Annotated in this window: 24 protein-coding genes; 8 read left to right on the forward strand and 16 right to left on the reverse strand. The window is 69.1% G+C overall.

Annotated elements, in window-relative coordinates; genetic code table 11:
• Positions 1-112 precede the first annotated feature (112 nt).
• Both rpsO and JWS13_RS08010 read right to left on the reverse strand, forming a co-directional pair.
• Positions 113-382 (reverse strand): 30S ribosomal protein S15, encoded by a 270-nt coding sequence (rpsO, locus tag JWS13_RS08005; RefSeq protein WP_015890377.1) that lies wholly within the window; start codon positions 380-382, stop codon positions 113-115.
• A 110-nt stretch (positions 383-492) separates the two neighbouring features.
• Positions 493-1,467 carry a bifunctional riboflavin kinase/FAD synthetase gene (locus JWS13_RS08010; protein WP_206005211.1) on the reverse strand — a complete coding sequence of 325 codons (975 nt, stop codon included), beginning with the start codon at positions 1,465-1,467 and terminating at the stop codon, positions 493-495.
• A 176-nt stretch (positions 1,468-1,643) separates the two neighbouring features.
• Here JWS13_RS08010 and JWS13_RS08015 point away from each other — a divergent pair, with 176 nt between their 5' ends.
• Positions 1,644-2,357 carry a metal-dependent transcriptional regulator gene (locus JWS13_RS08015; protein WP_124392845.1) on the forward strand — a complete coding sequence of 238 codons (714 nt, stop codon included), beginning with the start codon at positions 1,644-1,646 and terminating at the stop codon, positions 2,355-2,357.
• A 4-nt stretch (positions 2,358-2,361) separates the two neighbouring features.
• Here JWS13_RS08015 and truB read toward each other — a convergent pair whose 3' ends face one another.
• From truB to rimP, 11 genes are all read right to left on the reverse strand, one after another.
• Complete coding sequence (gene truB / locus JWS13_RS08020) at positions 2,362-3,279, reverse strand: tRNA pseudouridine(55) synthase TruB (protein WP_206005212.1); 918 nt, start codon at positions 3,277-3,279, stop codon at positions 2,362-2,364.
• 38 nt (positions 3,280-3,317) lie between these two features.
• Positions 3,318-4,001: a 4'-phosphopantetheinyl transferase Npt gene (npt, locus tag JWS13_RS08025; RefSeq protein WP_206005213.1), complete on the reverse strand. Its 684-nt coding sequence runs from the start codon at positions 3,999-4,001 to the stop codon at positions 3,318-3,320.
• Positions 3,998-4,927, reverse strand: a complete 930-nt coding sequence (locus tag JWS13_RS08030) for a metallophosphoesterase family protein (protein WP_124392842.1) — start codon at positions 4,925-4,927, stop codon at positions 3,998-4,000. The genes npt and JWS13_RS08030 overlap by 4 nt, the downstream gene beginning before the upstream one ends.
• A gap of 1 nt (position 4,928) precedes the next feature.
• Positions 4,929-6,317: an MATE family efflux transporter gene (locus JWS13_RS08035; RefSeq protein ID WP_206005214.1), complete on the reverse strand. Its 1,389-nt coding sequence runs from the start codon at positions 6,315-6,317 to the stop codon at positions 4,929-4,931.
• A 12-nt stretch (positions 6,318-6,329) separates the two neighbouring features.
• On the reverse strand, positions 6,330-7,331 hold the full coding sequence (locus JWS13_RS08040; RefSeq protein WP_124392840.1) for a DHH family phosphoesterase: 1,002 nt from the start codon (positions 7,329-7,331) through the stop codon (positions 6,330-6,332).
• Positions 7,332-7,342: 11 nt separating this feature from the next.
• On the reverse strand, positions 7,343-7,831 hold the full coding sequence (gene rbfA, locus JWS13_RS08045; RefSeq protein WP_015890370.1) for a 30S ribosome-binding factor RbfA: 489 nt from the start codon (positions 7,829-7,831) through the stop codon (positions 7,343-7,345).
• 112 nt (positions 7,832-7,943) lie between these two features.
• Positions 7,944-8,234, reverse strand: a complete 291-nt coding sequence (locus JWS13_RS08050) for a DUF503 domain-containing protein (RefSeq protein WP_015890369.1) — start codon at positions 8,232-8,234, stop codon at positions 7,944-7,946.
• Positions 8,235-8,335: 101 nt separating this feature from the next.
• On the reverse strand, positions 8,336-11,260 hold the full coding sequence (gene infB / locus JWS13_RS08055) for a translation initiation factor IF-2 (protein ID WP_206005215.1): 2,925 nt from the start codon (positions 11,258-11,260) through the stop codon (positions 8,336-8,338).
• Between the two features lie 105 nt (positions 11,261-11,365).
• Positions 11,366-11,719, reverse strand: coding sequence for a YlxR family protein (locus tag JWS13_RS08060; RefSeq protein ID WP_072937877.1), 354 nt, complete (start codon positions 11,717-11,719; stop codon positions 11,366-11,368).
• 44 nt (positions 11,720-11,763) lie between these two features.
• Positions 11,764-12,795 carry a transcription termination factor NusA gene (nusA, locus tag JWS13_RS08065; RefSeq protein ID WP_072937876.1) on the reverse strand — a complete coding sequence of 344 codons (1,032 nt, stop codon included), beginning with the start codon at positions 12,793-12,795 and terminating at the stop codon, positions 11,764-11,766.
• Entirely contained in the window at positions 12,792-13,364 is a 573-nt protein-coding gene (rimP, locus tag JWS13_RS08070) for a ribosome maturation factor RimP (RefSeq protein WP_206005216.1), read from the reverse strand. The genes nusA and rimP overlap by 4 nt, the downstream gene beginning before the upstream one ends.
• Before the next feature lie 197 nt (positions 13,365-13,561).
• Between rimP and JWS13_RS08075 the strand changes: the two genes are divergently transcribed.
• The 4 genes from JWS13_RS08075 to JWS13_RS08090 all read left to right on the forward strand — a co-directional run bounded on the left by JWS13_RS08075 (position 13,562) and on the right by JWS13_RS08090 (position 15,937).
• Positions 13,562-14,089: a hypothetical protein gene (locus tag JWS13_RS08075; RefSeq protein ID WP_206011533.1), complete on the forward strand. Its 528-nt coding sequence runs from the start codon at positions 13,562-13,564 to the stop codon at positions 14,087-14,089.
• Positions 14,086-14,529 carry a ferritin-like domain-containing protein gene (locus JWS13_RS08080; RefSeq protein WP_206005217.1) on the forward strand — a complete coding sequence of 148 codons (444 nt, stop codon included), beginning with the start codon at positions 14,086-14,088 and terminating at the stop codon, positions 14,527-14,529. Before JWS13_RS08075 ends, JWS13_RS08080 begins: the two co-directional genes overlap by 4 nt.
• A 98-nt stretch (positions 14,530-14,627) precedes the next feature.
• Positions 14,628-15,113, forward strand: a complete 486-nt coding sequence (locus JWS13_RS08085) for a nuclear transport factor 2 family protein (protein WP_206005218.1) — start codon at positions 14,628-14,630, stop codon at positions 15,111-15,113.
• The gene (locus JWS13_RS08090; RefSeq protein WP_206005219.1) at positions 15,110-15,937 is read left to right on the forward strand and encodes an SDR family NAD(P)-dependent oxidoreductase; all 828 of its coding nucleotides are present in this window, start codon (positions 15,110-15,112) and stop codon (positions 15,935-15,937) included. The genes JWS13_RS08085 and JWS13_RS08090 overlap by 4 nt, the downstream gene beginning before the upstream one ends.
• A gap of 11 nt (positions 15,938-15,948) precedes the next feature.
• Here JWS13_RS08090 and JWS13_RS08095 read toward each other — a convergent pair whose 3' ends face one another.
• The gene (locus tag JWS13_RS08095; RefSeq protein WP_206005220.1) at positions 15,949-16,797 is read right to left on the reverse strand and encodes an ABC-2 transporter permease; all 849 of its coding nucleotides are present in this window, start codon (positions 16,795-16,797) and stop codon (positions 15,949-15,951) included.
• Positions 16,794-17,732 carry an ABC transporter ATP-binding protein gene (locus JWS13_RS08100; protein WP_206005221.1) on the reverse strand — a complete coding sequence of 313 codons (939 nt, stop codon included), beginning with the start codon at positions 17,730-17,732 and terminating at the stop codon, positions 16,794-16,796. Before JWS13_RS08100 ends, JWS13_RS08095 begins: the two co-directional genes overlap by 4 nt.
• Here JWS13_RS08100 and JWS13_RS08105 point away from each other — a divergent pair.
• Both JWS13_RS08105 and JWS13_RS08110 read left to right on the forward strand, forming a co-directional pair.
• Positions 17,731-19,023 carry a sensor histidine kinase gene (locus JWS13_RS08105; protein ID WP_241032138.1) on the forward strand — a complete coding sequence of 431 codons (1,293 nt, stop codon included), beginning with the start codon at positions 17,731-17,733 and terminating at the stop codon, positions 19,021-19,023. The two genes, JWS13_RS08100 and JWS13_RS08105, sit on opposite strands and share 2 nt — an antisense overlap.
• Positions 19,020-19,688 carry a response regulator gene (locus JWS13_RS08110; RefSeq protein WP_206005222.1) on the forward strand — a complete coding sequence of 223 codons (669 nt, stop codon included), beginning with the start codon at positions 19,020-19,022 and terminating at the stop codon, positions 19,686-19,688. The genes JWS13_RS08105 and JWS13_RS08110 overlap by 4 nt, the downstream gene beginning before the upstream one ends.
• A gap of 20 nt (positions 19,689-19,708) precedes the next feature.
• Here the strand turns inward: JWS13_RS08110 and JWS13_RS08115 are convergent, their stop codons facing one another.
• Positions 19,709-21,148 carry an MFS transporter gene (locus JWS13_RS08115; protein WP_206005223.1) on the reverse strand — a complete coding sequence of 480 codons (1,440 nt, stop codon included), beginning with the start codon at positions 21,146-21,148 and terminating at the stop codon, positions 19,709-19,711.
• Positions 21,149-21,251: 103 nt separating this feature from the next.
• Here JWS13_RS08115 and JWS13_RS08120 point away from each other — a divergent pair, with 103 nt between their 5' ends.
• A complete protein-coding gene (locus JWS13_RS08120; RefSeq protein WP_124392830.1) occupies positions 21,252-21,851 on the forward strand; it encodes a TetR/AcrR family transcriptional regulator in 600 nt (199 codons plus the stop codon).
• The last annotated feature ends 8 nt before the right edge of the window (positions 21,852-21,859 follow it).

Consider the following 21,859-nt stretch of genomic DNA (forward strand, 5'->3'; position numbering starts at 1 on the left):
CGGTAGTGCTGCCCTCGGCAGCTAACGCCGATAGCCAGCGAGGCCCAGTCTAAGCAAGGCCCCGCCGGCTACCGGAGTGATTTGCGATCGAAATGATCGCTGTTTGCGAAACTCAGCGACGCAGGCCGAGACGCTCGATCAGCGAGCGGTAACGCGCGATGTCGACCTTCTGGACGTACTTGAGCAGACGACGACGGCGTCCGACCAGCAGCAAGAGGCCGCGGCGGGAGTGGTGGTCGTGCTTGTGCATCTTGAGGTGTTCAGTGAGATCGACGATGCGCTTGGTGAGCATGGCCACCTGCGCCTCCGGCGAACCGGTGTCGGTCTCGTGCAGGCCGTACTCGCTCAGAACCTGCTTCTTTTCTTCGGTGGTCAATGCCACTTGTTCACTCCTGGTGATGACGTTCGCGTGCAAGGATCGAAACTCGGCGCGGCCGCCGCGAACCGCAGCGCACGCCAGCGGTCTACTTTACCAGCTGAAATGCGAGTGCTTTACCGCGCGTCCTCCGACGCCGCCAGGATCGCGCGGGCACGCTCGGCGTCCTTGCCCATCGCGACGATGAGGTCGTCGACGGAATCGAACTTCTCCATCCCCCGGAGACGTTCGACGAGGTCGACGGCCACGTGCTGGCCGTACAGGTCGGCTTCCCGGTCGAGGACGAAGGCCTCCACGGTGCGCGTCCGCCCGGAGAACGTCGGATTGGTTCCCACCGACACGGCGGCCATGTACCGCTCGCCGGAGGTGACGGTGCCCAGGTCGACTCCGTGCCCGAGCACGGTGAACCAGGCGGCGTACACGCCGTCCGCGGGAATCGCGGCGTACATCGGCGGCGCGACGTTCGCGGTCGGGTAGCCGAGCTGCCGTCCACGACCGTCGCCGTGGACGACGACGCCCTCGACGCGGTGCGGGCGGCCGAGGGCCTCCGTCGCGGCGGCCATGTCGCCGGCGTCCACGCAGGAACGGATATAGGTGGACGAGAACGTGACCGCGTGCTCCGCGAGCAACGTCACACCGTCGACCGCGAACCCGAACCGGTCACCGATCTGCCGCAGCAGGTCGACGTTGCCGGCGGCCTTCTTGCCGAACGTGAAGTTCTCACCGACGACGACATCCGCCACGTGCAGGCGCTCCACGAGGATCTCGTGGGCGTACCGCTCCGGGGTCAGCTTCATGAATTCGGCGGTGAACGGCATGACGCAGAACACGTCGATGCCCAGCTCCTCCGCCAACTCCGCCCTGCGGGCGAGCGTCGTGAGCTGGGCGGGATGACTGCCCGGACGAACCACTTCCATCGGATGAGGATCGAAAGTCATGAGCACGCTGGGTATTCCACGCGTGCGGGCAGCCGCCACCGCTCGACTGATCAGTTGGGCGTGACCTCGGTGCACGCCATCGAATACGCCGATCGTGAGAACACAACGACCCCAATCGGCAGGAACCTCGTCGAGACCACGCCATCTCAGCACGAGTGGCAGCCTACGGTGCCGCGCGCCGATGTTCATCTTCGGACCGCCTGTCCGGCGGTCGGGCGTGGCGGGGAAACGTCACGACCTCGCGGTTCGCGGTCGTCGGTGACGGCCCCCGGGGACGGATCAGGTGTGTCGATGTGTCTCGCCGGTAAGACTTGCCTAAGCTCGGGGGCGTGGCCGTGAACAAGAATGACCAGAGCGTGACCGAGGACTCGACCTCCGAGACCGGGGCGCTCTCGGCAGTGGCGCAGGATTACCTGAAGGTCATCTGGACCGTTCAGGAGTGGTCGCAGGAGCGGGTGTCGACGAAACTGCTCTCCGAGAAGATCGGGGTGTCGGCGTCCACCGTGTCGGAGGCCATCCGGAAACTGTCCGACCAGGGCCTCGTCGATCACGCCCGCTACGGGTCGATCGCCCTGACCGAGGCGGGGCGCGTCGCCGCCGTCGGGATGGTCCGCAGGCACCGCCTCATCGAGACGTACCTGGTGCACGAACTGGGGTACGGCTGGGACGAGGTGCACGACGAGGCGGAGGTGCTCGAGCACGCCGTCTCGGATTTGATGATCTCCCGGATGGACGCCAAGCTCGGTCATCCCGAACGTGATCCGCACGGCGATCCGATTCCCGCGGTCGACGGGTCGGTGCCCACTCCCCCGGCACGGCAGCTCAGCGACTTCGTCAACGGCGAGAGCGGCCGCATCGCCCGCATCTCGGACTCCGACCCGGCCATGCTGCGGTACTTCGACTCGGTGGGTGTGGCACTGGACGTCACGGTGACGGTGCTGGAGCGACGCGACTTCGCCGGCACCGTGTCGGTCCGGATCGGCGTCCAGGAGGACACCGTCGAACTCGGAAACCCCGCAGCCCAGGCCATCTGGCTGGTGTGAGCCGCTACCTCAGGGTCGCGGGACGGACGACCATCACCGAACTCGCCCGCTTTCCCCGCTCCTGGAGCAGCGCGATCGTGTGTCCACTCGGATCGATCGCGGCGTAGACACCCTTGATGCCGATCGGTTCGAGCCAGCGGCCCTGACTGATCGCTTCGGCCTCGTCCGCGTCGATCTGCCGGTGCGGGAACGCGGTCTGCGCGGCGGCGTCGATGTCGAGACTGACACCCGGCTCCTCGGCCAGCTGTTCCAGCGTGCGCGCGTGCTCGAGGGTGAACGGACCCACCCGGGTCCGTCGCAGCGACGTGAGATGCCCGCCGACGCCGATCAACGCGATCCCCAGATCACGTGCGAGCGCCCGCACATAGGTTCCGGACGAACATTCCACCTCGACGTCGAGGTCGACGAACGTGCCCTCGGTGCGCCTGGCGATCACCTCGAACCGGGACACCGTCACCGACCGGGGAGCGAGTTCGAACTCCTCTCCCGCCCGGATCAGCGCGTGCGCCCGCCGGCCGTCCACCTTGATGGCGCTGACGCTCGACGGGATCTGCTGGATGTCTCCGGTGAGGGTGCGCACCTGCGCCGCGATCTCCTCATCCCTCACGCCGGACGCATCGGCCGACGCGACGACGTCACCCTCGGCGTCGTCGGTCGTGGTGGCCTGCCCCAACCGGATCGTGGCCGTGTACGCCTTGGTGGTCAGCGCGAGAAGCCCCAGTAGCTTCGTCGCCCGCTCGATACCGAGCACCAGCACCCCGGTAGCCATCGGATCCAGAGTGCCCGCGTGGCCGACCTTCCGGGTGCCGAGCAGCTTGCGGCACCGGGCCACCACGTCGTGGCTGGTGACGCCTGCGTCCTTGTCGACGATGAGCAGTCCGGCGCCGACGAGACCGGAAGAGGGCTTTTCACGTGCAGACACGAGGCCCGATTCTGCCAGCCGCCGTCACCGCACCGAAATCAGTGCACCGCAATGGCGGTGATGATGAGGCCGTCGGACACCATCCACCGTCCGTCGAACGACGCCAGCGGTGGTCCGTCGACGGTCTCCCCGGAGATGAGGAGATCCGAATGGAACGTGCCGGTGCCGTCGCCGGACGCCTCGAACGTGATGTGCGCGTCCTCGAACCCGAGCCACCGGGCGGTGAGCGGGAACCACGCCTTGTACGTGGCTTCCTTGGCGCAGAACAGCAGCCTGTCCCGGTGCACCGGACCACCGGTGGCCGAGAGCCACTGCCCGGAGTCCGCCGCACCCGACAGCCAGTCGCGTTCGGCGGGCAGGCTCACCGCGTCCAGCACCCCGTCGGGCAGCGCGTCGTGCGGTTCGGCGTCGATGCCGACGGACCGCACCTGCATCGCGTAGCCGAGCGCCGCGCCGCGGTAACCGTCGCAGTGGGTGAGGCTCCCCACCACACCGCGCGGCCACACGGGGGAACCCTTGTCGCCCCGCAGAACAGGGGCCTGGTCCACACCCAGCTTCGTCATCGCCAGGCGGGCGCAGTGACGTGCGGTGGTGAATTCGCGTCGCCGCTTCTCCACCGCCCGCCCGATCAGCGCCTCCTCCTGCGGGTGCGGACGCAGCCCCGCCGGATCCTCGAACAGTTCCGAGGACACCACCCCGGCAGGCAGAATTCTCTCGATCACAGGGCCCCCCTCGCCCGCATCTTCTCCACTTCGGCTTCCTGTTCGGGAGTGACCTTGAAGTGGCCACCCCACTTGTTCAACGTTCCCGGCGGATATTCCGGCACCGGGAGGATCTGCCGCAGCAGATTGTCGGGGAGTCCCCGCCGCTGCCACTCCCGCGGATAGCCGAGCGACACCTCCTCGAACCGCACCCCGTCGTAGTAGGTGGTGCGTGGAATGTGCAGATGCCCGTAGACGGCGCAGACGGCGTTGTACCGCGTGTGCCAGTCCGCGGTCAGTTCGGTGCCGCACCACAGGGAGAACTCCGGGTACCACAGCACCTGCGTCGGCTGACGCACCAACGGGAAGTGGTTGATCAGAACGGTCCGGGTGCCGGCAGGCAGGGCGTCCAGCCGGGCCTTCGTCGTCTCGACGCGGTTGCGGCACCACGCGTCCCGGGTTCCGTACGGTTCGCTCGACAGCAGGAATTCGTCCGTGGCCACCACGTTTTTCTCCCGCGCGATCGCGAGGCCTTCCTCCTTGGTGGTGGCGCCGTCGGGCAGGAACGTGTAGTCGTACAGCAGGAACATCGGGACCAGCGTCACCGGGCCGTCGTCCGCCTCCCACACCGGGAACGGGTCCTCGGGGGTGATGACCCCGATCTCGCGGCACATGGTGACCAGGTAGTCGTAGCGGGCGGCGCCGTGGATCTGCACCGGGTCCTTCGCCGTCGTCCACAGTTCGTGGTTGCCGGGAACCCAGATGACCTGCGCGAAGCGACTGCGCAGGAGTTTCAGCGCCCACCGGATGTCGTCGGTCTTCTCCGAGACGTCCCCGGCGACGATCAGCCAGTCCTCGGGCGAGTCCGGGTAGATGTCCTCGGTGATCGGGCGGTTTCCCCGGTGCCCCACATGGGTGTCGCTCACCGCCATCAGTTTGGGTGCCACGTCAACCACCTTTCCGATCGTGCTCCGCCGCCGGATCGCTGTCCGATCCGTGCCGTGCCTGCAGGTCGGCCCCGACCACTGCCCAGCGGCCCGTTCCGACCCGCCACACGACCGCAAGCATCCGAAGAATTAAGAACACCGTGAGTCCCGTCCAGATTCCCGCGAGGCCCCAGTCGTTCAGCATCGACAGCCAGATCAGTGGCAGGAATCCGGCCAGCGCGCAGGCCAGCGTGGCATTCCGCAGGAAGGCGACGTCGCCGGCCCCGAGCAGCACGCCGTCGAGCGCGAACACGACACCGGCAACCGGCATGATCGCGACGAAGAACCACCAGGCGACCGCCATCTCGTCGAGCACGGCCCGGTCGGAGGTGAAGAGTTCGGGGATCACGCCGTGGCCGAGCGCGAAGATCAGGGCGAGTCCGGTCGCGAAGATCGTGGACCATCGGGTGATGCGCCACGACAGTCGCGTGGCGCCGGCGGCGTGCCCGGCGCCCAGCGCGGCGCCGACGAGCGCCTGCGCGGCGATCGCCAGGGAGTCGAGGGTGAGGGCCACGAGGTTCCACAGCTGAAGCACCACCTGGTGGGCGGCGACCGCGGCGGCGCCGAACCGGGACGCGACGGCCGCGGCGGACAGGAAGCACGCCTGGAACGCCAGGCTCCGCAGGATCAGGTCGCGGCCGAGAACCATCTGGGCGCGCATGACGTGCCACCGCGGCCGCAACGGCACTCGCTCCACCACCAGCGCCCCGACGAACAGGCTCGCGGACACGGCCTGCCCGATCACGTTCGCGACCGCCGAACCCTCGAGTTCCAGCCGCGGCGCGCCCCACAATCCGTGCACCAGCACCGGGCAGGCCACGGCCGATACGGCGAGACCGGCGCTCACGAAACGCAGGGGCCGCACCGTGTTCTGCACACCGCGCATCCAGCCGTTGCCTGCCATCGCGACGAGGATCAGCGGGGCGCCGAACACCGCGATCCGCAACCAGCTCCCGGCGGCCGCGGCGATGTCGGAGCCGCCGGCGATCGCCGACGTGACCGGCCGCCCGAACAGGTGGACCAGTGCGATCACCACCGCGCCGATGCCCAGTGCCAGCCACGTGGCCTGCACACCCTCCCGGACCGCGCCGCGCTCGTCGCCTGCGCCGTGCATGCGCGACGCGCGCGCCGTCGTGCCGTAGGACAGGAATGTCAGCTGGGTGCTGACCTGGGCGAGGATGAGACCGCCGACGGCAAGACCCGCGAGCGCAAGCGCACCCAGCCGGCCGACGACGGCGATGTCGAAGAGCAGATAGATCGGTTCGGCCGCGAGCACGCCGAGCGCGGGCAACGCCAGCCCGAACACCGTCCGGGCGGTCGCGTCGCCCGTGACTTCCGAAACCTCAGCCAACGATTTCGGACCTCAGCCGAGCGATTCGACGAGCGCGGTCACGATCTCGTCCGCCGAAGTCACCGCCGTGTAGCCGGCGGCGAACCGGTGACCGCCGCCGCCGAGGTACCCGGCGACGATCGAGACGTCCACGTCGGACTTCGACCGCAGCGACACCGAATACGTGCCGTCCACCGCCTCCTTGAGGACGGCCGCGACCTCCGCCTCGGACGTCGTCCGGACGATGTCGATCACGCTCTCGATCTCCTCCGAGCGCAGATCCCCGACATAGGCCTGCCGGATGACGGCGTAGACGAGTCCACGCCCGCCCGCCGCCTCGGGGACCAGCGTCGCCGACCCGAGTACCGACGACAACATCGGCAGCCACCCGAACGGGTGGGTGTCGAGCAGGCGACGGGCGATGCGGGCTCCGTCGATGCCGGTGGCGAGGAGCCGCTCCGCGAGAGTATGCGTGCCGGGCTGCACCCAGCGGAACGAGCCGGTGTCGGTCACGAGACCCGCGTACAGGCAGTGCGCGAGGTCGGCGTCGATGTCCACACCCCACACGTCGAACATCTGCGCCACGACAGCGGTCGTCGACTCCGCCGACTCGTCGATCAGGTTCATCCGACCGAACCGGGTATTGGACCGGTGGTGATCGATGACGAGGGTCTCCCCCGCGTTCGCGAGCCGGTCGGCGAGCTTCCCGAGACGTCCGGCGCTGCCGCAGTCGACGGTCACGAGCAGATCGACGTTGCGGCGCACCTGGTCCGCCGGCACCAGCAGGTGGGTGCCCGGCAGTTCGCGCATCGACTCCGGCAGTTCGTCGGGCGCGCCGAACGCGACCTGCACCGGAATCCCCTTGCGCTCGAGCACCAATGCCAGGGCGAGTCCACTGCCGATCGTGTCGGCATCGGGCTGGACGTGACACAGAATCGTCACCGACGTCGCGTTCTCGAGAACGGCGACCGCCTGCGGCAGAAACACCTCGTGACGATCGAGATCAGACAGGGACGTCTCCTGAGTGTGGGTCATGTCGGTTCGTGTCAGTCCGCCTGGCGGGAACGGGACGGCTCGTCGACTTCGGCGTCGTCCGCGTCCTCGACTCGGGGTTCCTTGTACGGGTCGGGGTCGCCGGCCGGCGACGCACCGGCCGCGACCCGCGCGACCTCGTCGTCGGCGGCGCGGGCGCGGGCGAGGAGTTCCTCCATGTGCCGTGCCGTGTCGGGGACCGTGTCCGCGACGAACGTCAGCGTCGGCGTGAACCGGACTCCGGTGCCTGCACCCACCTTCGAGCGCAGCACGCCCTTCGCCTTCTCCAGTCCCGCAGCCGCGGACACGAGGTCCGGTTCGGACTCGAGGTCGGCGCCCATCACGGTGTAGTAGACGGTGGCGTCGTGAAGATCGGCCGTCACCTTGGTATCGGTGATCGTGACGAACGCCAGGCGAGGGTCCTTGATTTCGTGGTCGATCGCCGTCGCGACGATCGTGCCGATGCGCTTGGCGAGTTTGCGTGCCCGGGCGGGATCCACCATGACAATCAGACTCCTCTCCCTGGCCGCTCGATAAGTTGTGAAGTTGCGGTGTAGCTGTAGTTCATTCTGCACGCCGGGCCGCGGACGCGGCGGGCGGGCAGGGCGCTCCGAGTCAGTCCTCGGGGCCGAAAATCCTTCGCCGGACCGCAAGGAGTTGCAGTTCCGGCATCCCGGCGACGTGCCGTTCGCACGTGTCGAGTACCTCGTGTACGTGATCGACCGCCGAACTCGCCATCGTGACGCCGAGCATCGACCGGCGGTACCGATCCTGTTCCCCGGTCTCCGCCGCCGAGACGCCGTAACGTCGCAGCTCCGCCAGAACCGGTTTGACCATTGCACGCTTCTCTTTGAGAGATCGCACGTCACCGAGCAAGATGTCGAGCTCGAGCGCACCGACGTACAAACTTTCCTCCTTCGGGGAGACGTGCGCTCCCCCGGCCGATCGACTCGGCCGGAGAAGCGCACGCCGGATGACGCTGCTACGTCACCCCAAACGGATGGCGACTAGTCGCGCGGCTTTTCCCGAAGCTCGTAGGCCTCGATGACGTCACCGACCTTGATGTCGGAGTAGGTGAGCGTCAAACCGCACTCGTAACCCTCGCGTACCTCGACAGCGTCCTCCTTCTCCCGCTTCAGCGAGGAGATGGTGACGGTCTCGGCGACAACCGTGTTGTCACGCAGCAGCCGGGCCTTCGCATTGCGACGGATGGTACCCGAGGTGACGAGGCAACCGGCAATGTTGCCGACCTTGGACGAACGGAACATCGCGCGGATCTCCGCCTTGCCCAGCTCGACCTCTTCGTAGATCGGCTTGAGCATGCCCTTGAGAGCCTTCTCGACCTCGTCGATGGCCTGGTAGATCACCGAGTAGTACCGGATGTCGACGCCCTCGCGGTTCGCCAACTCCGTCGCCTTGCCCTCGGCGCGGACGTTGAACCCGATGATGATCGCGTTCGACGCAGCGGCCAGGTTGACGTTGGTCTCGGTGACGCCACCGACACCACGGTCGATGACCCGCAACTGCACCTCGTCGTCGATCTCGATGCCGTGCAGGGCCTCTTCCAAGGCCTCCACGGTTCCCGAGTTGTCGCCCTTGAGGATGAGGTTGAGCTGCGACGTCTCCTTGAGAGCCGAATCCAGGTCCTCGAGGCTGATGCGCTTGCGGCTCTTCGCGGCCAGAGCGTTGCGCTTCCGCGCATTGCGCCGGTCGGCGATCTGACGGGCGATGCGGTCCTCGTCGACCACGAGCAGGTTGTCGCCTGCACCGGGGACCGACGTGAAGCCGACCACCTGGACGGGACGCGAGGGCATGGCCTCGAGCACGTCGTCGCCGTGCTCGTCGACCATGCGGCGCACACGTCCGTATGCGTCGCCGGCCACGATCGAGTCGCCGACCCGCAGCGTTCCGCGCTGGATGAGCACGGTCGCGACGGGGCCGCGTCCACGGTCGAGGTGCGCCTCGATGGCGACACCCTGAGCGTCCATGTCCGGGTTGGCCCGCAGGTCCAGGGCCGCGTCCGCCGTCAGCAGCACCGCTTCGAGCAGTGCGTCGATGTTGGTGCCCTGCTTCGCCGAGATGTCGACGAACATGGTGTCTCCGCCGTATTCCTCGGCGACCAGTCCGTACTCGGTGAGCTGCTGCCGGATCTTGTCCGGGTTCGCGCCTTCCTTGTCGATCTTGTTCACCGCGACCACGATCGGCACGTCGGCCGCCTGGGCGTGGTTGATCGCTTCCACCGTCTGCGGCATGACGCCGTCGTCGGCGGCGACGACCAGGATCGCGAGGTCGGTGGCCTTGGCACCACGGGCACGCATGGCCGTGAAGGCCTCGTGACCGGGGGTGTCGATGAACGTCACGAGACGCTCGTTGCCGTCGAGCTCGGTCAGCACCTGGTAGGCACCGATGTGCTGCGTGATGCCGCCGGCCTCGCCCTCACGGACGTTGGCCTTGCGGATCGTGTCGAGCAGTCGGGTCTTACCGTGGTCGACGTGGCCCATGACGGTGACCACCGGCGGGCGGGACTCGAGGTCCTCTTCGCCGCCTTCGTCCTCGCCGTAGGTGAGGTCGAAGCTGTCCAGCAGCTCGCGGTCCTCGTCCTCCGGGCTGACGACCTGGACGACGTAGTTCATCTCGCCGCCGAGCAGTTCCAGCGTCTCGTCGTTGACCGACTGGGTCGCCGTCACCATCTCGCCGAGGTTGAACAGTGCCTGCACCAACGCTGCGGGGTTCGCGTCGATCTTCTCCGCGAAGTCCGACAGGGATGCACCGCGGGCGAGGCGAATGGTCTCGCCGTTGCCACGGGGCAACCGCACGCCGCCGACGGCGGGCGCCTGCATGGAATCGTATTCCTGGCGCTTCTGACGCTTCGACTTGCGACCACGACGCGGGGCGCCACCGGGACGACCGAAGGCACCTGCTGCCGCACCGCGCTGACCGGGGCGTCCACCGCCACCGGGACGACCGCGGAAACCACCTGCGGGTGCTCCGCCACCGGGCGCGCCTGCGCCGGCACCGGGTGCTCCGCCGCCGCGGTATCCACCGCCGCCGCCACCGGGACGACCGCCGGGGGCTCCGCCGGGACGACCGGGACGACCGCCGGGAGCGGGACGTGCCGAACGAGCAGGCATCGCGCCCGGGTTGGGGCGAGGAGGCATCGAGCCGGGGCTGGGACGGGGTCCGCCCTGACCCGGTGCCGGACGGGGTCCACCCTGGCCGGGAGCCGGACGGGGTCCACCTTGGCCGGGAGCCGGACGGGGACCGCCCTGACCCGGTGCCGGACGGGGTCCACCCTGGCCGGGAGCCGGACGGGGTGCACCCGGACGCGGCGCGCCGGGAGCGGGACGGGGTGCCGGACGCTCGGCCGGAGCCGAGGAGTACGGGTTGTTACCGACGCGCGGGGGCTTCGGGCCGGGGCGGGGTCCGCCGGGCTTGGCGCCCGTGGACGGAGCCGCGGGAGCACTGGCCGCCGCCGGGGCGACCGGAGCTGCGGGTGCGGCCGGAGCCGGGGCAGCCGGGGTGGGGCGACCGGGCTTGGGAGCATTGCTCGCCGGTGCTGCCGGGGTGGCTGCGCTCGCTGCGGGTGCGGCCGGTGCCGGGGCCTGAGCCTCGGGAGTGGGCGCGGGTGCTGCTGCAGCGGGTGCGGCCGGAGCCGGGGCTGCCGGCTTGGGGCCGGGACGGGGTCCGCCCGGCTTGGCCGAGGTCGCGGGGGTGCTCGGCGTGGGCGCGCCGGGCTTGGCAGCCGGACGGGCTGCGGAATCAGCCGACTTCGCCGACGGGAAGGACTCCCGCAGACGCCTGGCGACGGGCGCCTCCACTGTGGAGGACGCCGACTTCACGAACTCGCCCTGCTCCTTGAGCGTTGCGAGTAGTTCTTTACTTGTGACACCGAGTTCTTTAGCCAACTCGTGCACGCGGGCCTTGCCTGCCACTGCTCTCCTCACTGATGAGGTCGAGCAGGAGGCTCCCCTGAGAGGGGCCCGCACGACCTCGGGTTATCTCCGATGGACGATCATCGCTGGTGCTTCACGGTGTGCTCATGAGTGCTTGTGCCTGTTCTGTTCGAGAGGTACTGCTCTGGGTGGGTGCCCTGCGCGTACCCAGTGGTCGACTTCTGACGTGTCGACACTTCCGGACACTCGCAGCGCTCTGCCGAATGCTCGGCGTCGTTCCGCGAGACTCAGGCAAACCTCGACGGGGTGCAGCCACGCACCTCGACCGGGAAGCCTGCGCCTCGGGTCCGGGGCGAGAACATGACCTTGCGGCCCGCTCTCACTAACCACAACCCTGAGCAGATCGACAGCCAGCGCGCGCTCCCTACATCCTATGCATGTTCGGACCGGTGAACCGGTAGGAACGCGCGCGGAATCGGGATGCTCATGCTGAACCATTGACCACTCTACCGCCGACTTGCCCCGATCTCCGCATTCCCGGCTCAACGACTGGTCGCGGCGGGTCCGCCTGCCGACTCGGGAGCGGGTGCGGCGTCACTGCGGATGTCGATCCGCCACCCGGTCAAGCGCGCAGCAAGACGGGCATTTTGCCCTTCCTTGCCGATGGCGAGGGACAGCTGGAAGTCGGGGACGACGACACGCGCGGCCCGCGCCTCGGGGTCCACGACAGTGACGGAGACCACTTTCGACGGCGACAGCGCGTTGCCGACGAACCGGGCCGGGTCGTCGTCGAAGTCGATGATGTCGATCTTCTCGCCGGCGAGTTCACTCATCACGTTGCGCACGCGCTGACCCATCGGCCCGATGCACGCACCCTTCGCGTTCAGCCCCTGCACCCGCGACTGGACGGCGATCTTCGACCGGTGGCCTGCCTCGCGGGCGACGGCGATGATCTCGACCGAGCCGTCCGCGATTTCCGGGACCTCGAGCGCGAACAGTTTGCGCACGAGATTCGGGTGGGTGCGCGACAGGGTGATCTGCGGTCCGCGCTGCCCGCGGGCGACACCGACGACGTAGCACTTGAGCCGCTCGCCGTGTTCGTAATTCTCCCCGGGCACCTGCTCGGCGGGCGGGATCAGGCCCTCGGCGCCGCTGGCCTCGCTCCCGATCCGCACGACGACCATGCCGCGCGAGTTCGCCCGCGTGTCGCGCTGGATCACGCCGCCGACGATCTCACCCTCGTGGGTGGAGTACTCGCCGAAGCTCCGCTCGTGCTCGGCGTCGCGCAGCCGCTGCAGGATGACCTGGCGCGCAGTGGTCGCCGCGATCCGGCCGAACCCTTCCGGGGTGTCGTCCCATTCCTCGCCGACCATGTTGCCGTCGGAGTCGACGTCGTGTGCCATCACCCGCACGATGCCGCTCTTGGTGTCGACGTCGATCCGGGCGTGCTGCTGATGCCCCTCGGTGTGCCGGTAGGCGGTGAGCAGCGCCGTCTGGATCGTCGAGATGACGGTCTCGATCGAGATGCCCTTGTCGGCTTCGATGGCGCGCAGCGCCGCAATGTCGATATTCACTTGTCCAGCCCCTCTACTACTTCTTCATCTTCCGACGCGTCTGCGTCCGCAGGTGCCACGCGACCCTCGGGTATTCCGCCCGCGAGTTCCAGCTCCCTCGGGTCGGGTTTCGAGAATTCCACCTGCACAACAGCTTTCTGAATGTCCGGGAGCGCGATGCGCCGAACGTCCGGACCGGTGCGCGAGCCGATCACCACCGCGACCGAGTCGCCGTCGAGGGCCCCGATCCGGCCCACGACCGTCTCGTGCGCGAGGTCGATACGGGCCTTGCGGCCGCGGGCCCGGCGCCAGTGCCGCTCGTGCGTGAGCGGCCGGTCGATACCGGGAGACGTGACCTCGAGCGTGTACGGGGACTCCCCGAAATCGGACACCGAATCGAAGACCTCGGAGATCTCGTGGCTCAGGTTCGCGACCGCGTCGAGTTCGAGTCCGGCGTCGCTGTCCACCATGATCCGGACCGCGCTGTGCTTACCCGCGAGGGTGACCGCAACGTCCTCCACGTCGTAGCCCTGACGTTGCACCAGATCGGAGATGAGCTCCGTCACCCTCTCCTTGGATGGAACCGGCATCGGGGAAGCTCCTCGTTTCAGTTGTCGCTCGTCGTGTGTCGTGGTCGGCAGGTCACCGTGCCGCACAGGGCAGCACCTCGAACCCGCCGGGACGGGTTCGAGCATCTAAGAGTAACGCCGATTCGAGGCGCCCGTGACCAGCCCCGGTGCTCGATTCCCGGGATCGCGGCCCGACCTGGCACCATGGACCGGTGCTCATGCCCACCGTCTCCCGGCCCCCGACTTCCGGTCCGGCCGTGTCCCGGCGCACCGCTCTCCGGTTCGCAGCAGCCTCCGCGTTCGGCGTCGCGAGCGTCCCCCTGCTGGCGGGATGCGCCGACGGCGAGGACGCCGACACCGAGGTCGATTCACTCGTCGCGCAGTCGCGTCTGGCGCGCCGCGACGCCGCAGGCGCGGCGGCGACCATCGCACTGCTGCCCGACCGCGGCGCCGCACTCGAACTCGTCCGCGCCCAGCGCACCGCGCACGCCGACGCGTTGGACGCCGAAATCGCCAGGGCCGCAGGCACGTACCCGGACGGCACCGCACCGACGACGTCCGCTCCCCCGTCCGCGACACCGACCGCACCCGCACCTCCGCCCGGTCTCGATCAGTTGCGGGCCGACCTGGCCGAGTCGCAGCGCAGTGCGGCCGACTCGGCCCGCGCGCTGACCGCGTACCGCGCGGGACTGTGTGCGTCGATCAGCGCCGCGTGCGGAACGTACCTGGCGGTGGTGCTGCCGTGACGACACCCACCGAAGCCGAGGGCAAGAGCCTCGGCGACGCGCTGGCCGCCGAACATTCCGCGGTGTTCGCCTACGGGGTGGTGGCCGCCTTCTCGAATCCCACGCGGGCCGCGCAGGTGGCCACCGCCGCCGCGGCCCACCGGGCCCGCCGGGACGAACTCCAGGACACACTGACCGCGGCGGGTCTGACGGCCCCGGCCGCCGAAGCGGGCTACACGCTGCCCTTCCCGGTCGCCGACCCGATCACCGCCGCGCAACTCGCGGCCCAGGTCGAGGCGGACACCGCGGTCGCGTGGCGGGCGGTCGTCGAGCACGGCGAAACGGCGGACACCCGCACGCTCGGGGTGACCGCGCTGACCGACGCCACCGTCCGGGAAGCCACCTGGCGCGTGGCCCTCGGAACCGATCCGGTGGTCGACCCGTTTCCCGGCCAGCCCTGACACGGAGGCTCCCGCCCACCGGGATTGTGCCCCCACCGGGCACGCTCCCGGCTTAGCGTCTCTCCCGACACACTGAACGGCAACGGGAGGACGGCGGCGTGGACGAACGCTCGGTGGAGCAGCGTGTGGCGGACCTGGAGCGGGTGACCGCGATCAAGGCCCTCAAGTACCGCTACTGGCGAGCGTGCGACGGCAAGGATCCGGACGCGTTCCGTGCCTGCTTCGTCGCGTCCGGGGCGTCCGTCGACTTCGGCCCACTCGGCAGGTTCGACGACGCCGACCGGCTCACGGACGTCTTCCGCAGGATCGCGCTCCACGAGGTGGACGGCAAGCACGTGATTCTGGACATGCACCACGGCTTCCATCCGGACATCGTGCTGCACGGCGACACCGAGGCGACCGGTACGTGGACGCTGCAGTTCCGCCAGGTCGATCTGCTGAAGCGGACGGAGACCGTGTCCGCCGGCGAGTACGACGACGCCTACCGCTTCGAAAACGGCGAATGGCGAATGTCGCGATGCCACTTCACCACTCGATGGTCGATCACCCGCCCGCTCACCGAGGACACGGTGGTCGTCCAGTGAGCGCCCGGGTAGCACTCGTCACCGGGGGAAGCCGCGGCGTCGGCAAGGGCGTCGCGACAGCGCTGGGGGCCGCCGGGTGGACCGTCTACGTCACCGGACGCGGCCCGGTCACCGCGGACAGCCCGCTGTCGGCGTCCGCGCGAGCGGTCACCGACGCCGGGGGCACCGGCGTCGCGGTGGCCTGCGATCACCGCGTCGACGAGGAGGTGCATGCGCTGTTCGCCCGGATCGCGGTCGAGCAGGCCGGCCGACTCGACCTGCTGGTCAACAACGTGTGGGCCGCACCCGAGGGATTCGGCGGGTTCAGCACACCGTTCTGGGAACGGCCCCTCGACGACTGGGACTCGCTGATCGGCGTCGGACTGCGCGCCCACTACGTTGCGTCGGTGGAGGCAGCGCGGTTGATGGTGCCCCGGCGGTCCGGGTTGATCGCGAACATCTCGTCGTTCGGGACCCGGGGGCATCTGCACTCGGTGCTCTACGGCATGTCCAAGGCCGGGTTGGACAAGATGGCCAGCGACATGGCGGCGGAGCTGGCTCCGCACGACGTCCGTGCGGTCTCGCTGTGGCCGGGCATCGTGCGCACGGAGATGATCGTCGCCAGCGGGATGGAGACCATCGCCGGCTTTCCCGTCGCGGACGCCGAGTCTCCGGAGTTCGTCGGCGAGGTGATCTGCGCCCTCACCGCGGACCCCACCCTGCCGGACCGCAGCGGCCACACGTTCGTGACGGCGGAGCTGGCCGTCGAATACGGCATCACCGACACGCAGGGCCGCACTCCGCCGTCGCACCGGGAACCGTTCGGCGGCGGTCCCCTGTTCTGAGTCGCCGGCTCTCAGTTCACGTCGCGGCGGCGGACGAGCCAGATCGTGCCTGCCGCGAACACGGCGACGTAGCCGGCCAGGACGAGCACCGACGTGCCGCCGTCGAGGATGTTCAGGACACCGGGGGTGGTGTCGCCGCCGAAGTCGCGGAGCGAGCCTGCCAGCGAGCCCGCGGCGGTGCCGGGGAGGAAGTCCGTCACCACCGACACGGGGTCGAGGACGGCGGCGACTCCGCGGAGCAGGTTTTCGACCACCAGCACCCACACGAGCCCGAGACCGACGGACAGCGCGGGCCCCCGCGCGAGGGCGCCGACGAGGACACCGGCCGCGGTCCACATGGCGAGGATGAGCATCCCGGAGGCGAGCGCCTTCAGCATCGCCGAGGCGGCAGGCAGATTCGCCGGCTCCGATTCGACCGTGGCGATGACCGTGGCCACCCCGACGTCGACGGCCGCCACGGTGAGAACGAGTCCGATCACCACGGTCAGCAGCGCGAGGAGGGTTCCGGCGAGTGCGGCCGATCGCGAAGGCCCCTGGGTGAACACGGTCTTCCACGTCCCCCACCCGTAGCCGCTGCCGATGGTGAGGGCGCCGAGGATGAGCATCAGCGCACCCCCGAACATGGCCATGCCCTGGGTGAACACCTGGGGCACCGCCGCGGGCAGCATCTGCGCGAGCAGCACGTCCGGGGGCGCGGACGACGCCATGTCGGTGGTGCCGCCGGTCTTGAACGTGATGTAGTTGAACACGTAGACGAAGACCAGGTTCAGCACGATCCACGCGGCGAGCAGCACCCACATGGACGGCCATTTCCGCAGTCGGAGAAGCTCGGCTCGGGTGCTGGCGATCACTGCATTCATGACACTCTCCTCGGATCGTTGCTTGCGGTGCGGTCGCCGGGACTGCTGCCCGACGTCATCGCGAAGAAAACGTCTTCGAGCGATCGTTCCCGCCGGGACAATTCGTGCAGGTCGATTCCCGCGTCGACGAGAACGCGGGCCACCTTCGGTGCCAGTTCCGGCGACACGGCGACGGCGAGCGCGTCACCCACCGTGTCGACGACGCCGCGTCCCAGCAGCTCCTCGAGCACCGTCGCGGCCCGTTCCCGCGGATCGGCGCGCACCAGCAGGCTGGTGCCACCGCGCAGTTCGGCGACGGTGGACTGCGCGATCAGCTCCCCGCGTGAGATCACGCCGACGCGATCGCAGATCTCCTGGACCTCGCTGAGCATGTGGCTGGAGAGCATCACGGAATGCCCGGAATTCGCGAGTTCGACTATCAGTTCCCGCATCTCGGCCATCCCCGCCGGGTCGAGCCCGTTGGTGGGTTCGTCGAGGATCAGTAGGTCGGGTTCGCCGAGGAGTGCGGCCGCGACACCGAGTCGCTGCTTCATCCCGAGCGAATAGGTGCGGAACCGGTCGTGTCCGCGATCGCGCAGGCCCACCCGGTGCAGCGCGGACTGCACCGCGTCGTCCGGCAGCCGCCGGTACCTGCTCAGCACCCGCAGGTTGTCGCGACCGGACAGGTAGGGGAAGAAGCCGGGGCCTTCGATCAGCACCCCGGTGCGGGCCGCCACCGTGCTGTCACCGGGCGTGCACCCGAAAAGCGTCGCGGTCCCGGAGGTCGGCCGGACCAGGCCCGTGAGCATGCGCAGGGTGGTGGTCTTGCCTGCGCCGTTCGGTCCGAGGAACCCGTACACCTCGCCCGCCCGTACGGTCAGGCTGACGGCGTCGACCGCCGTGTGTTCGCCGTAGCGTTTGGTCAACTTGTCGGTGACCACGATGTCGGAAGTCATGGCTCCAGCCTCGGCCCCGTCGAAGCCGCGCACATCCGCCTGCGCGCGTCACCTCGCGTACGTGTCGCGGACGATGACACCGTCGCCGGATCCGGTCTACGTTCGGGTGGTGCACACCGACCGGAGGGACACGTCGATCGCCCCGCGAGACGTCCTGATCGCCCTGGGCGTCGCAATCGTGCAGGTGGTCGGCAGTGTGGGCGCCAACCACAACCAGTCGTGGGCGACGCCGCTGGACGCGGCAGGTTTCGTGTTGCTGGTGTGCGGTCCGCTCGCGCTGCTCGTCCGGCGACGGTTGCCGGTGACGGTCCTGCTCGTGGTCCTTGCCGTCACGGTCCTCTACGTCGCCCGGGGTTACGGGTACGGCCCGGTGTTCCTGTCGCTCGTGGTCGCGTTTCTGAGCGCCGCGACGGCCGGGTCCCGATGGCGCACGTATCCGATCCTCGCGGTCGGGTACGTGCTGATCGTCTTCGCCGTGCCTGCCGTGTCACTTGCCGAGGTTCCGTCCCTCCTCGCCCTCACCGGCATCGCGGCCTGGCTGCTGGTGCTCCTCGCCGTCGCCGAGATCATCCGTCAGCGCCGCGGGACGCTCGACGCCCGCAGGCAACGCGCCGAGGCGGCGCACCGCAGCACGCTGGACGAGCAGCGCCGCCGCGCCAGCGAGGAGAGGCTCGCGATCGCCCGCGAGCTGCACGATGTTCTGGCACACAGCCTTTCGCTCATCAACGTGCAGGCCTCGGTCGCACTCGAGCTGTGGGACAGCAGACCTGAACAGTCACAGGAGGCGCTGGCCGCGATCAAGATCGCGAGCCGCGACGCGATCGGCGACGTCCACGCACTGCTGGCGTCACTGCGCGGCGGCGACGACAGCCCGCCCACCGCGCCGACCGCCGGGATCGTGGACCTGGACGGCGTGGTCGAGCGTGCCCGTGCCGCGGGTCTCGCGGTCACCACGGTCGTCGAGGGCACGCCGCGGCCGTTGCCTGCCGTGGTCGACGTCGCTGCGGCGCGCATCGTGCAGGAGTCGCTGACCAACGTGGCCCGCCACTCCGGCGGCTCGTCCGCCGACGTCACGGTGACATACTCGCCCACGTCCGTCCGCGTCCGGATCGACGACGACGGCCGGGGCCCGGACGGCGCGCCGTCCGGTGGCGGCGGAAACGGCATCCCCGGCATGCGGGAACGCGCCCGCGCCCTCGGCGGTGAGCTGACCGCCGGGAGCGGACCTGGTGGCGGCTTCCGGGTGCAGGCGACACTCCCCCTCGTCCACGACACGGCGGGCCGGGCATGACGATTCGCGTCCTCGTCGCCGACGACCAGGCCCTCGTGCGGGCGGGTTTCGCCGCCCTGCTCGACGCCCAACCGGACATCACCGTGGCCGGTCAGGCCGAGAACGGTGAGCAGGCGGTGAGCCTGACCCGGACTCTGGTTCCCGACGTCGTCCTCATGGACATCCGGATGCCGGTGCTCGACGGACTGGAGGCAACCCGGCGGATAGCCGCCGATCCCGCGCTGTCCGGTGTGCGGGTGGTGGTGCTCACCACGTTCGAACTGGACGAGTACGTGTTCGAGGCCATGCGCGCGGGGGCGACGGGTTTTCTCGTCAAACACACCGAACCCGCCGAACTGGTGCGGGCGGTCCGCGTGGTGGCCGACGGGGATGCCCTGCTGTCGCCGTCCGTGACGCGGAAACTGGTCGCGGAGTTCGCGACCCACGCCAAACGGCCACCCCAGTCCAGTCGCCTCGACGGCCTCACCGATCGTGAACGCGAGGTGATGATCCTGATCGCCGAGGGTCTCACCAACGCCGAGATCGGTTCGCGGCTGTTCCTGAGCCCGGCCACCGCCCGCACGCACGTCAGCCGGATTCTGCTGAAACTCGGCGCCCGGGACCGCACCCAACTGGTGGTCCTGGCGTATGAGTGGGGCCTGGTCCGGCCGGGCTGGCAGGACTGACAACGACCGGTCCTGCCCGCTCAGGTCGACGCCAGGACCGCCTTCGACCGTCCCGGCATCAGGGCGGCGGCGACGACCGCGACCGCCACGGATCCGGCTCCCACGTACAGGGCGGGCGCCAGGGCGTCGATGTATCCCGTCGGCGTGAGGCTGCCGCCCGCCCCGAGGAACACCGCGGTCAGCAATGCAATCCCCAGCGCGACTCCGATCTCCCGGAGCGTCGCGTTGGTCGAACTGGCCGTGCCGTGGTCGGCCTCGGGCATGTCGGCGAGAACGGCGGTCGCGTTGGGGGCGAACGTCAGACCCATTCCGGCGCCGGCCATCACGAACGCCGGAACCATGCTGGAGTAGGTGGCGCCGGGGACGATGAGCGACGCCATCCAGAGCAGTGAGAGTCCCTGCAGCACCAGTCCGGTGACGAGGAGTGTCCGGACGCCCAGCCGAGGCGCGAGCAACCCCGCGATCGGCGCCACCACCATCGGGGCCGCCGTCCACGGCAGCGTCCGCAGGCCGGCCTCGAACGGGGAGTACCCCATGACGATCTGCAGGTACTGCGACAGGAGGAAGACGGCACCCATCATTCCCAGCGTGAACGTCAGCCCGATCACGTTGGCCAGGGAGAACTGGCGGGACCGGAACAGCCGCAGTGGCATCACCGGGAACGGTGTGCGCAACTCGCGCACCACGAACGCCGCGAGCAGCACCACCGCCGCGACGAGAGCCCCGAGAACCGTGGCGCTGGTCCAGCCGTCGTCGTTGCCGTGCACGATGCCCCAGACCCCGAGGAACACCGCGGCCCCGGCCAGCACGACGCCGAGCGGATCCAGCGGTTGCCGCTTCCCCGTCGACTCGCCGAGCGCATAGAGCGCCAACGGGATCGCGACCGCGGCGACGGGAACGTTGATCCAGAACACGGCCTGCCACGACACCCCGTCGACTACGGCACCGCCGATCACCGGGCCGAGAGCGATTCCGAGCCCCGAGACGCCGCCCCAGATTCCGATCGCGAGGGCCCGCTTGGCGAGCGGCACGGCGCCGGCGAGCAGAGTGAGGGAGAGCGGCATGATCGCGGCCGCGCCGACGCCCTGGACGGCACGCGCCGCGATCAGCATCTCGGAGGTCGTCGACAGCGCCGATGCGATCGACGCCAGCGCGAAGAGCACTATGCCCCAGAGGAATACACGCCGGCGACCGAGCCGGTCGCCCAGCGCCGACAGCGTCAGCATCAAGGTCGCGAACGCCAGCGTGTAGGCGTTCATGAACCACTGCAACTGCCCCACCGACGCGCTCAGGTCGCGTTGGATCACCGGCAGGGCGCTGGTCATCACCAGGTTGTCGAGGGTGGCCATGAACATCGGGATCGACGCCGCGGCGATCGCCAGCCACACCGGCACCGTCCGTCCGCGGCCGTGTCCAGGGGGTGCCGATTCGTGATCGAGGCGTTCGGAGAGTGTCGTCATGACGGGACCTCACATCCGAGTCGTGGGTAGAGGAAAGCAGAAGTTGTAAGCATCAGATGATTACTTATTTCGGAGACTAGTAATCAACTGATAACATGTCAACATGGCCTCGCCCGTGAAACAGACCCGCATGAGCGCGACGGAACGGCGTGAACTCGTACTGGCCGCCGCCTCCCGCGCGTTCGCCAGGGACGGGTATCACGGCACCAGCACCGACGCCGTCGCCCGCGAGGCGGGGGTGTCGCAGCCGTACGTGGTTCGCATGTTCGGTTCGAAATCGCGGCTGTTCGCCGACGTCTTCGACCGCGCGATGTCCCGGATTCTCGACACCTTCGAGCCCTGGTTCGACGGTGTCGCCGCCGACCCCGAGAACGACGAGTCGTGGCTCCCGATGGGCGTCGCGTACACCCAATTGCTCGAGGACCGCGACCTCCTGCTCGTGATGATGCACGGCTTCACGTCCGGCGCGAACCCGGAGATCGGCGCACTGGCGCGCGACTGGATGTCCCGGCTCTACACGCAGATCCGCACACGCACCGGCTGCAGCCCCGAACGGGCCCGCACATTCATCGCCAACGGAATGCTGCTCAACACCCTGCTCGCCATGCAGGTACCCGAGCATGCCGGGCAGGATCCGGCGCTCGAGGAACTCGCCGTGTGCGCATTCGGAAACACCCTCGACGCCGCAAGCTCCGAGAACTGATCCGTGAT

The sequence above is a fragment of the Rhodococcus pseudokoreensis genome, assembly GCF_017068395.1.
GTDB classification, from domain to species: Bacteria; Actinomycetota; Actinomycetes; order Mycobacteriales; family Mycobacteriaceae; genus Rhodococcus_F; species Rhodococcus_F pseudokoreensis.

Bases quoted from the DNA above. Each gene is read 5' to 3' on its own strand.
- JWS13_RS08040 (WP_124392840.1), bottom strand. From the start codon at position 7,331: ATGACCCACACTCAGGAGACGTCCCTGTCTGATCTCGATCGTCACGAG.
- rbfA (WP_015890370.1), bottom strand. From the start codon at position 7,831: ATGGTGGATCCCGCCCGGGCACGCAAACTCGCCAAGCGCATCGGCACG.
- JWS13_RS08060 (WP_072937877.1), bottom strand. From the start codon at position 11,719: ATGGTTCAGCATGAGCATCCCGATTCCGCGCGCGTTCCTACCGGTTCA.
- rimP (WP_206005216.1), bottom strand. From the start codon at position 13,364: ATGCCGGTTCCATCCAAGGAGAGGGTGACGGAGCTCATCTCCGATCTG.
- JWS13_RS08075 (WP_206011533.1), top strand. From the start codon at position 13,562: ATGCCCACCGTCTCCCGGCCCCCGACTTCCGGTCCGGCCGTGTCCCGG.
- JWS13_RS08095 (WP_206005220.1), bottom strand. From the start codon at position 16,797: ATGAATGCAGTGATCGCCAGCACCCGAGCCGAGCTTCTCCGACTGCGG.
- JWS13_RS08105 (WP_241032138.1), top strand. From the start codon at position 17,731: ATGGCTCCAGCCTCGGCCCCGTCGAAGCCGCGCACATCCGCCTGCGCG.
- JWS13_RS08100 (WP_206005221.1), bottom strand. From the start codon at position 17,732: ATGACTTCCGACATCGTGGTCACCGACAAGTTGACCAAACGCTACGGC.
- JWS13_RS08110 (WP_206005222.1), top strand. From the start codon at position 19,020: ATGACGATTCGCGTCCTCGTCGCCGACGACCAGGCCCTCGTGCGGGCG.
- JWS13_RS08115 (WP_206005223.1), bottom strand. From the start codon at position 21,148: ATGACGACACTCTCCGAACGCCTCGATCACGAATCGGCACCCCCTGGA.
- JWS13_RS08120 (WP_124392830.1), top strand. From the start codon at position 21,252: ATGGCCTCGCCCGTGAAACAGACCCGCATGAGCGCGACGGAACGGCGT.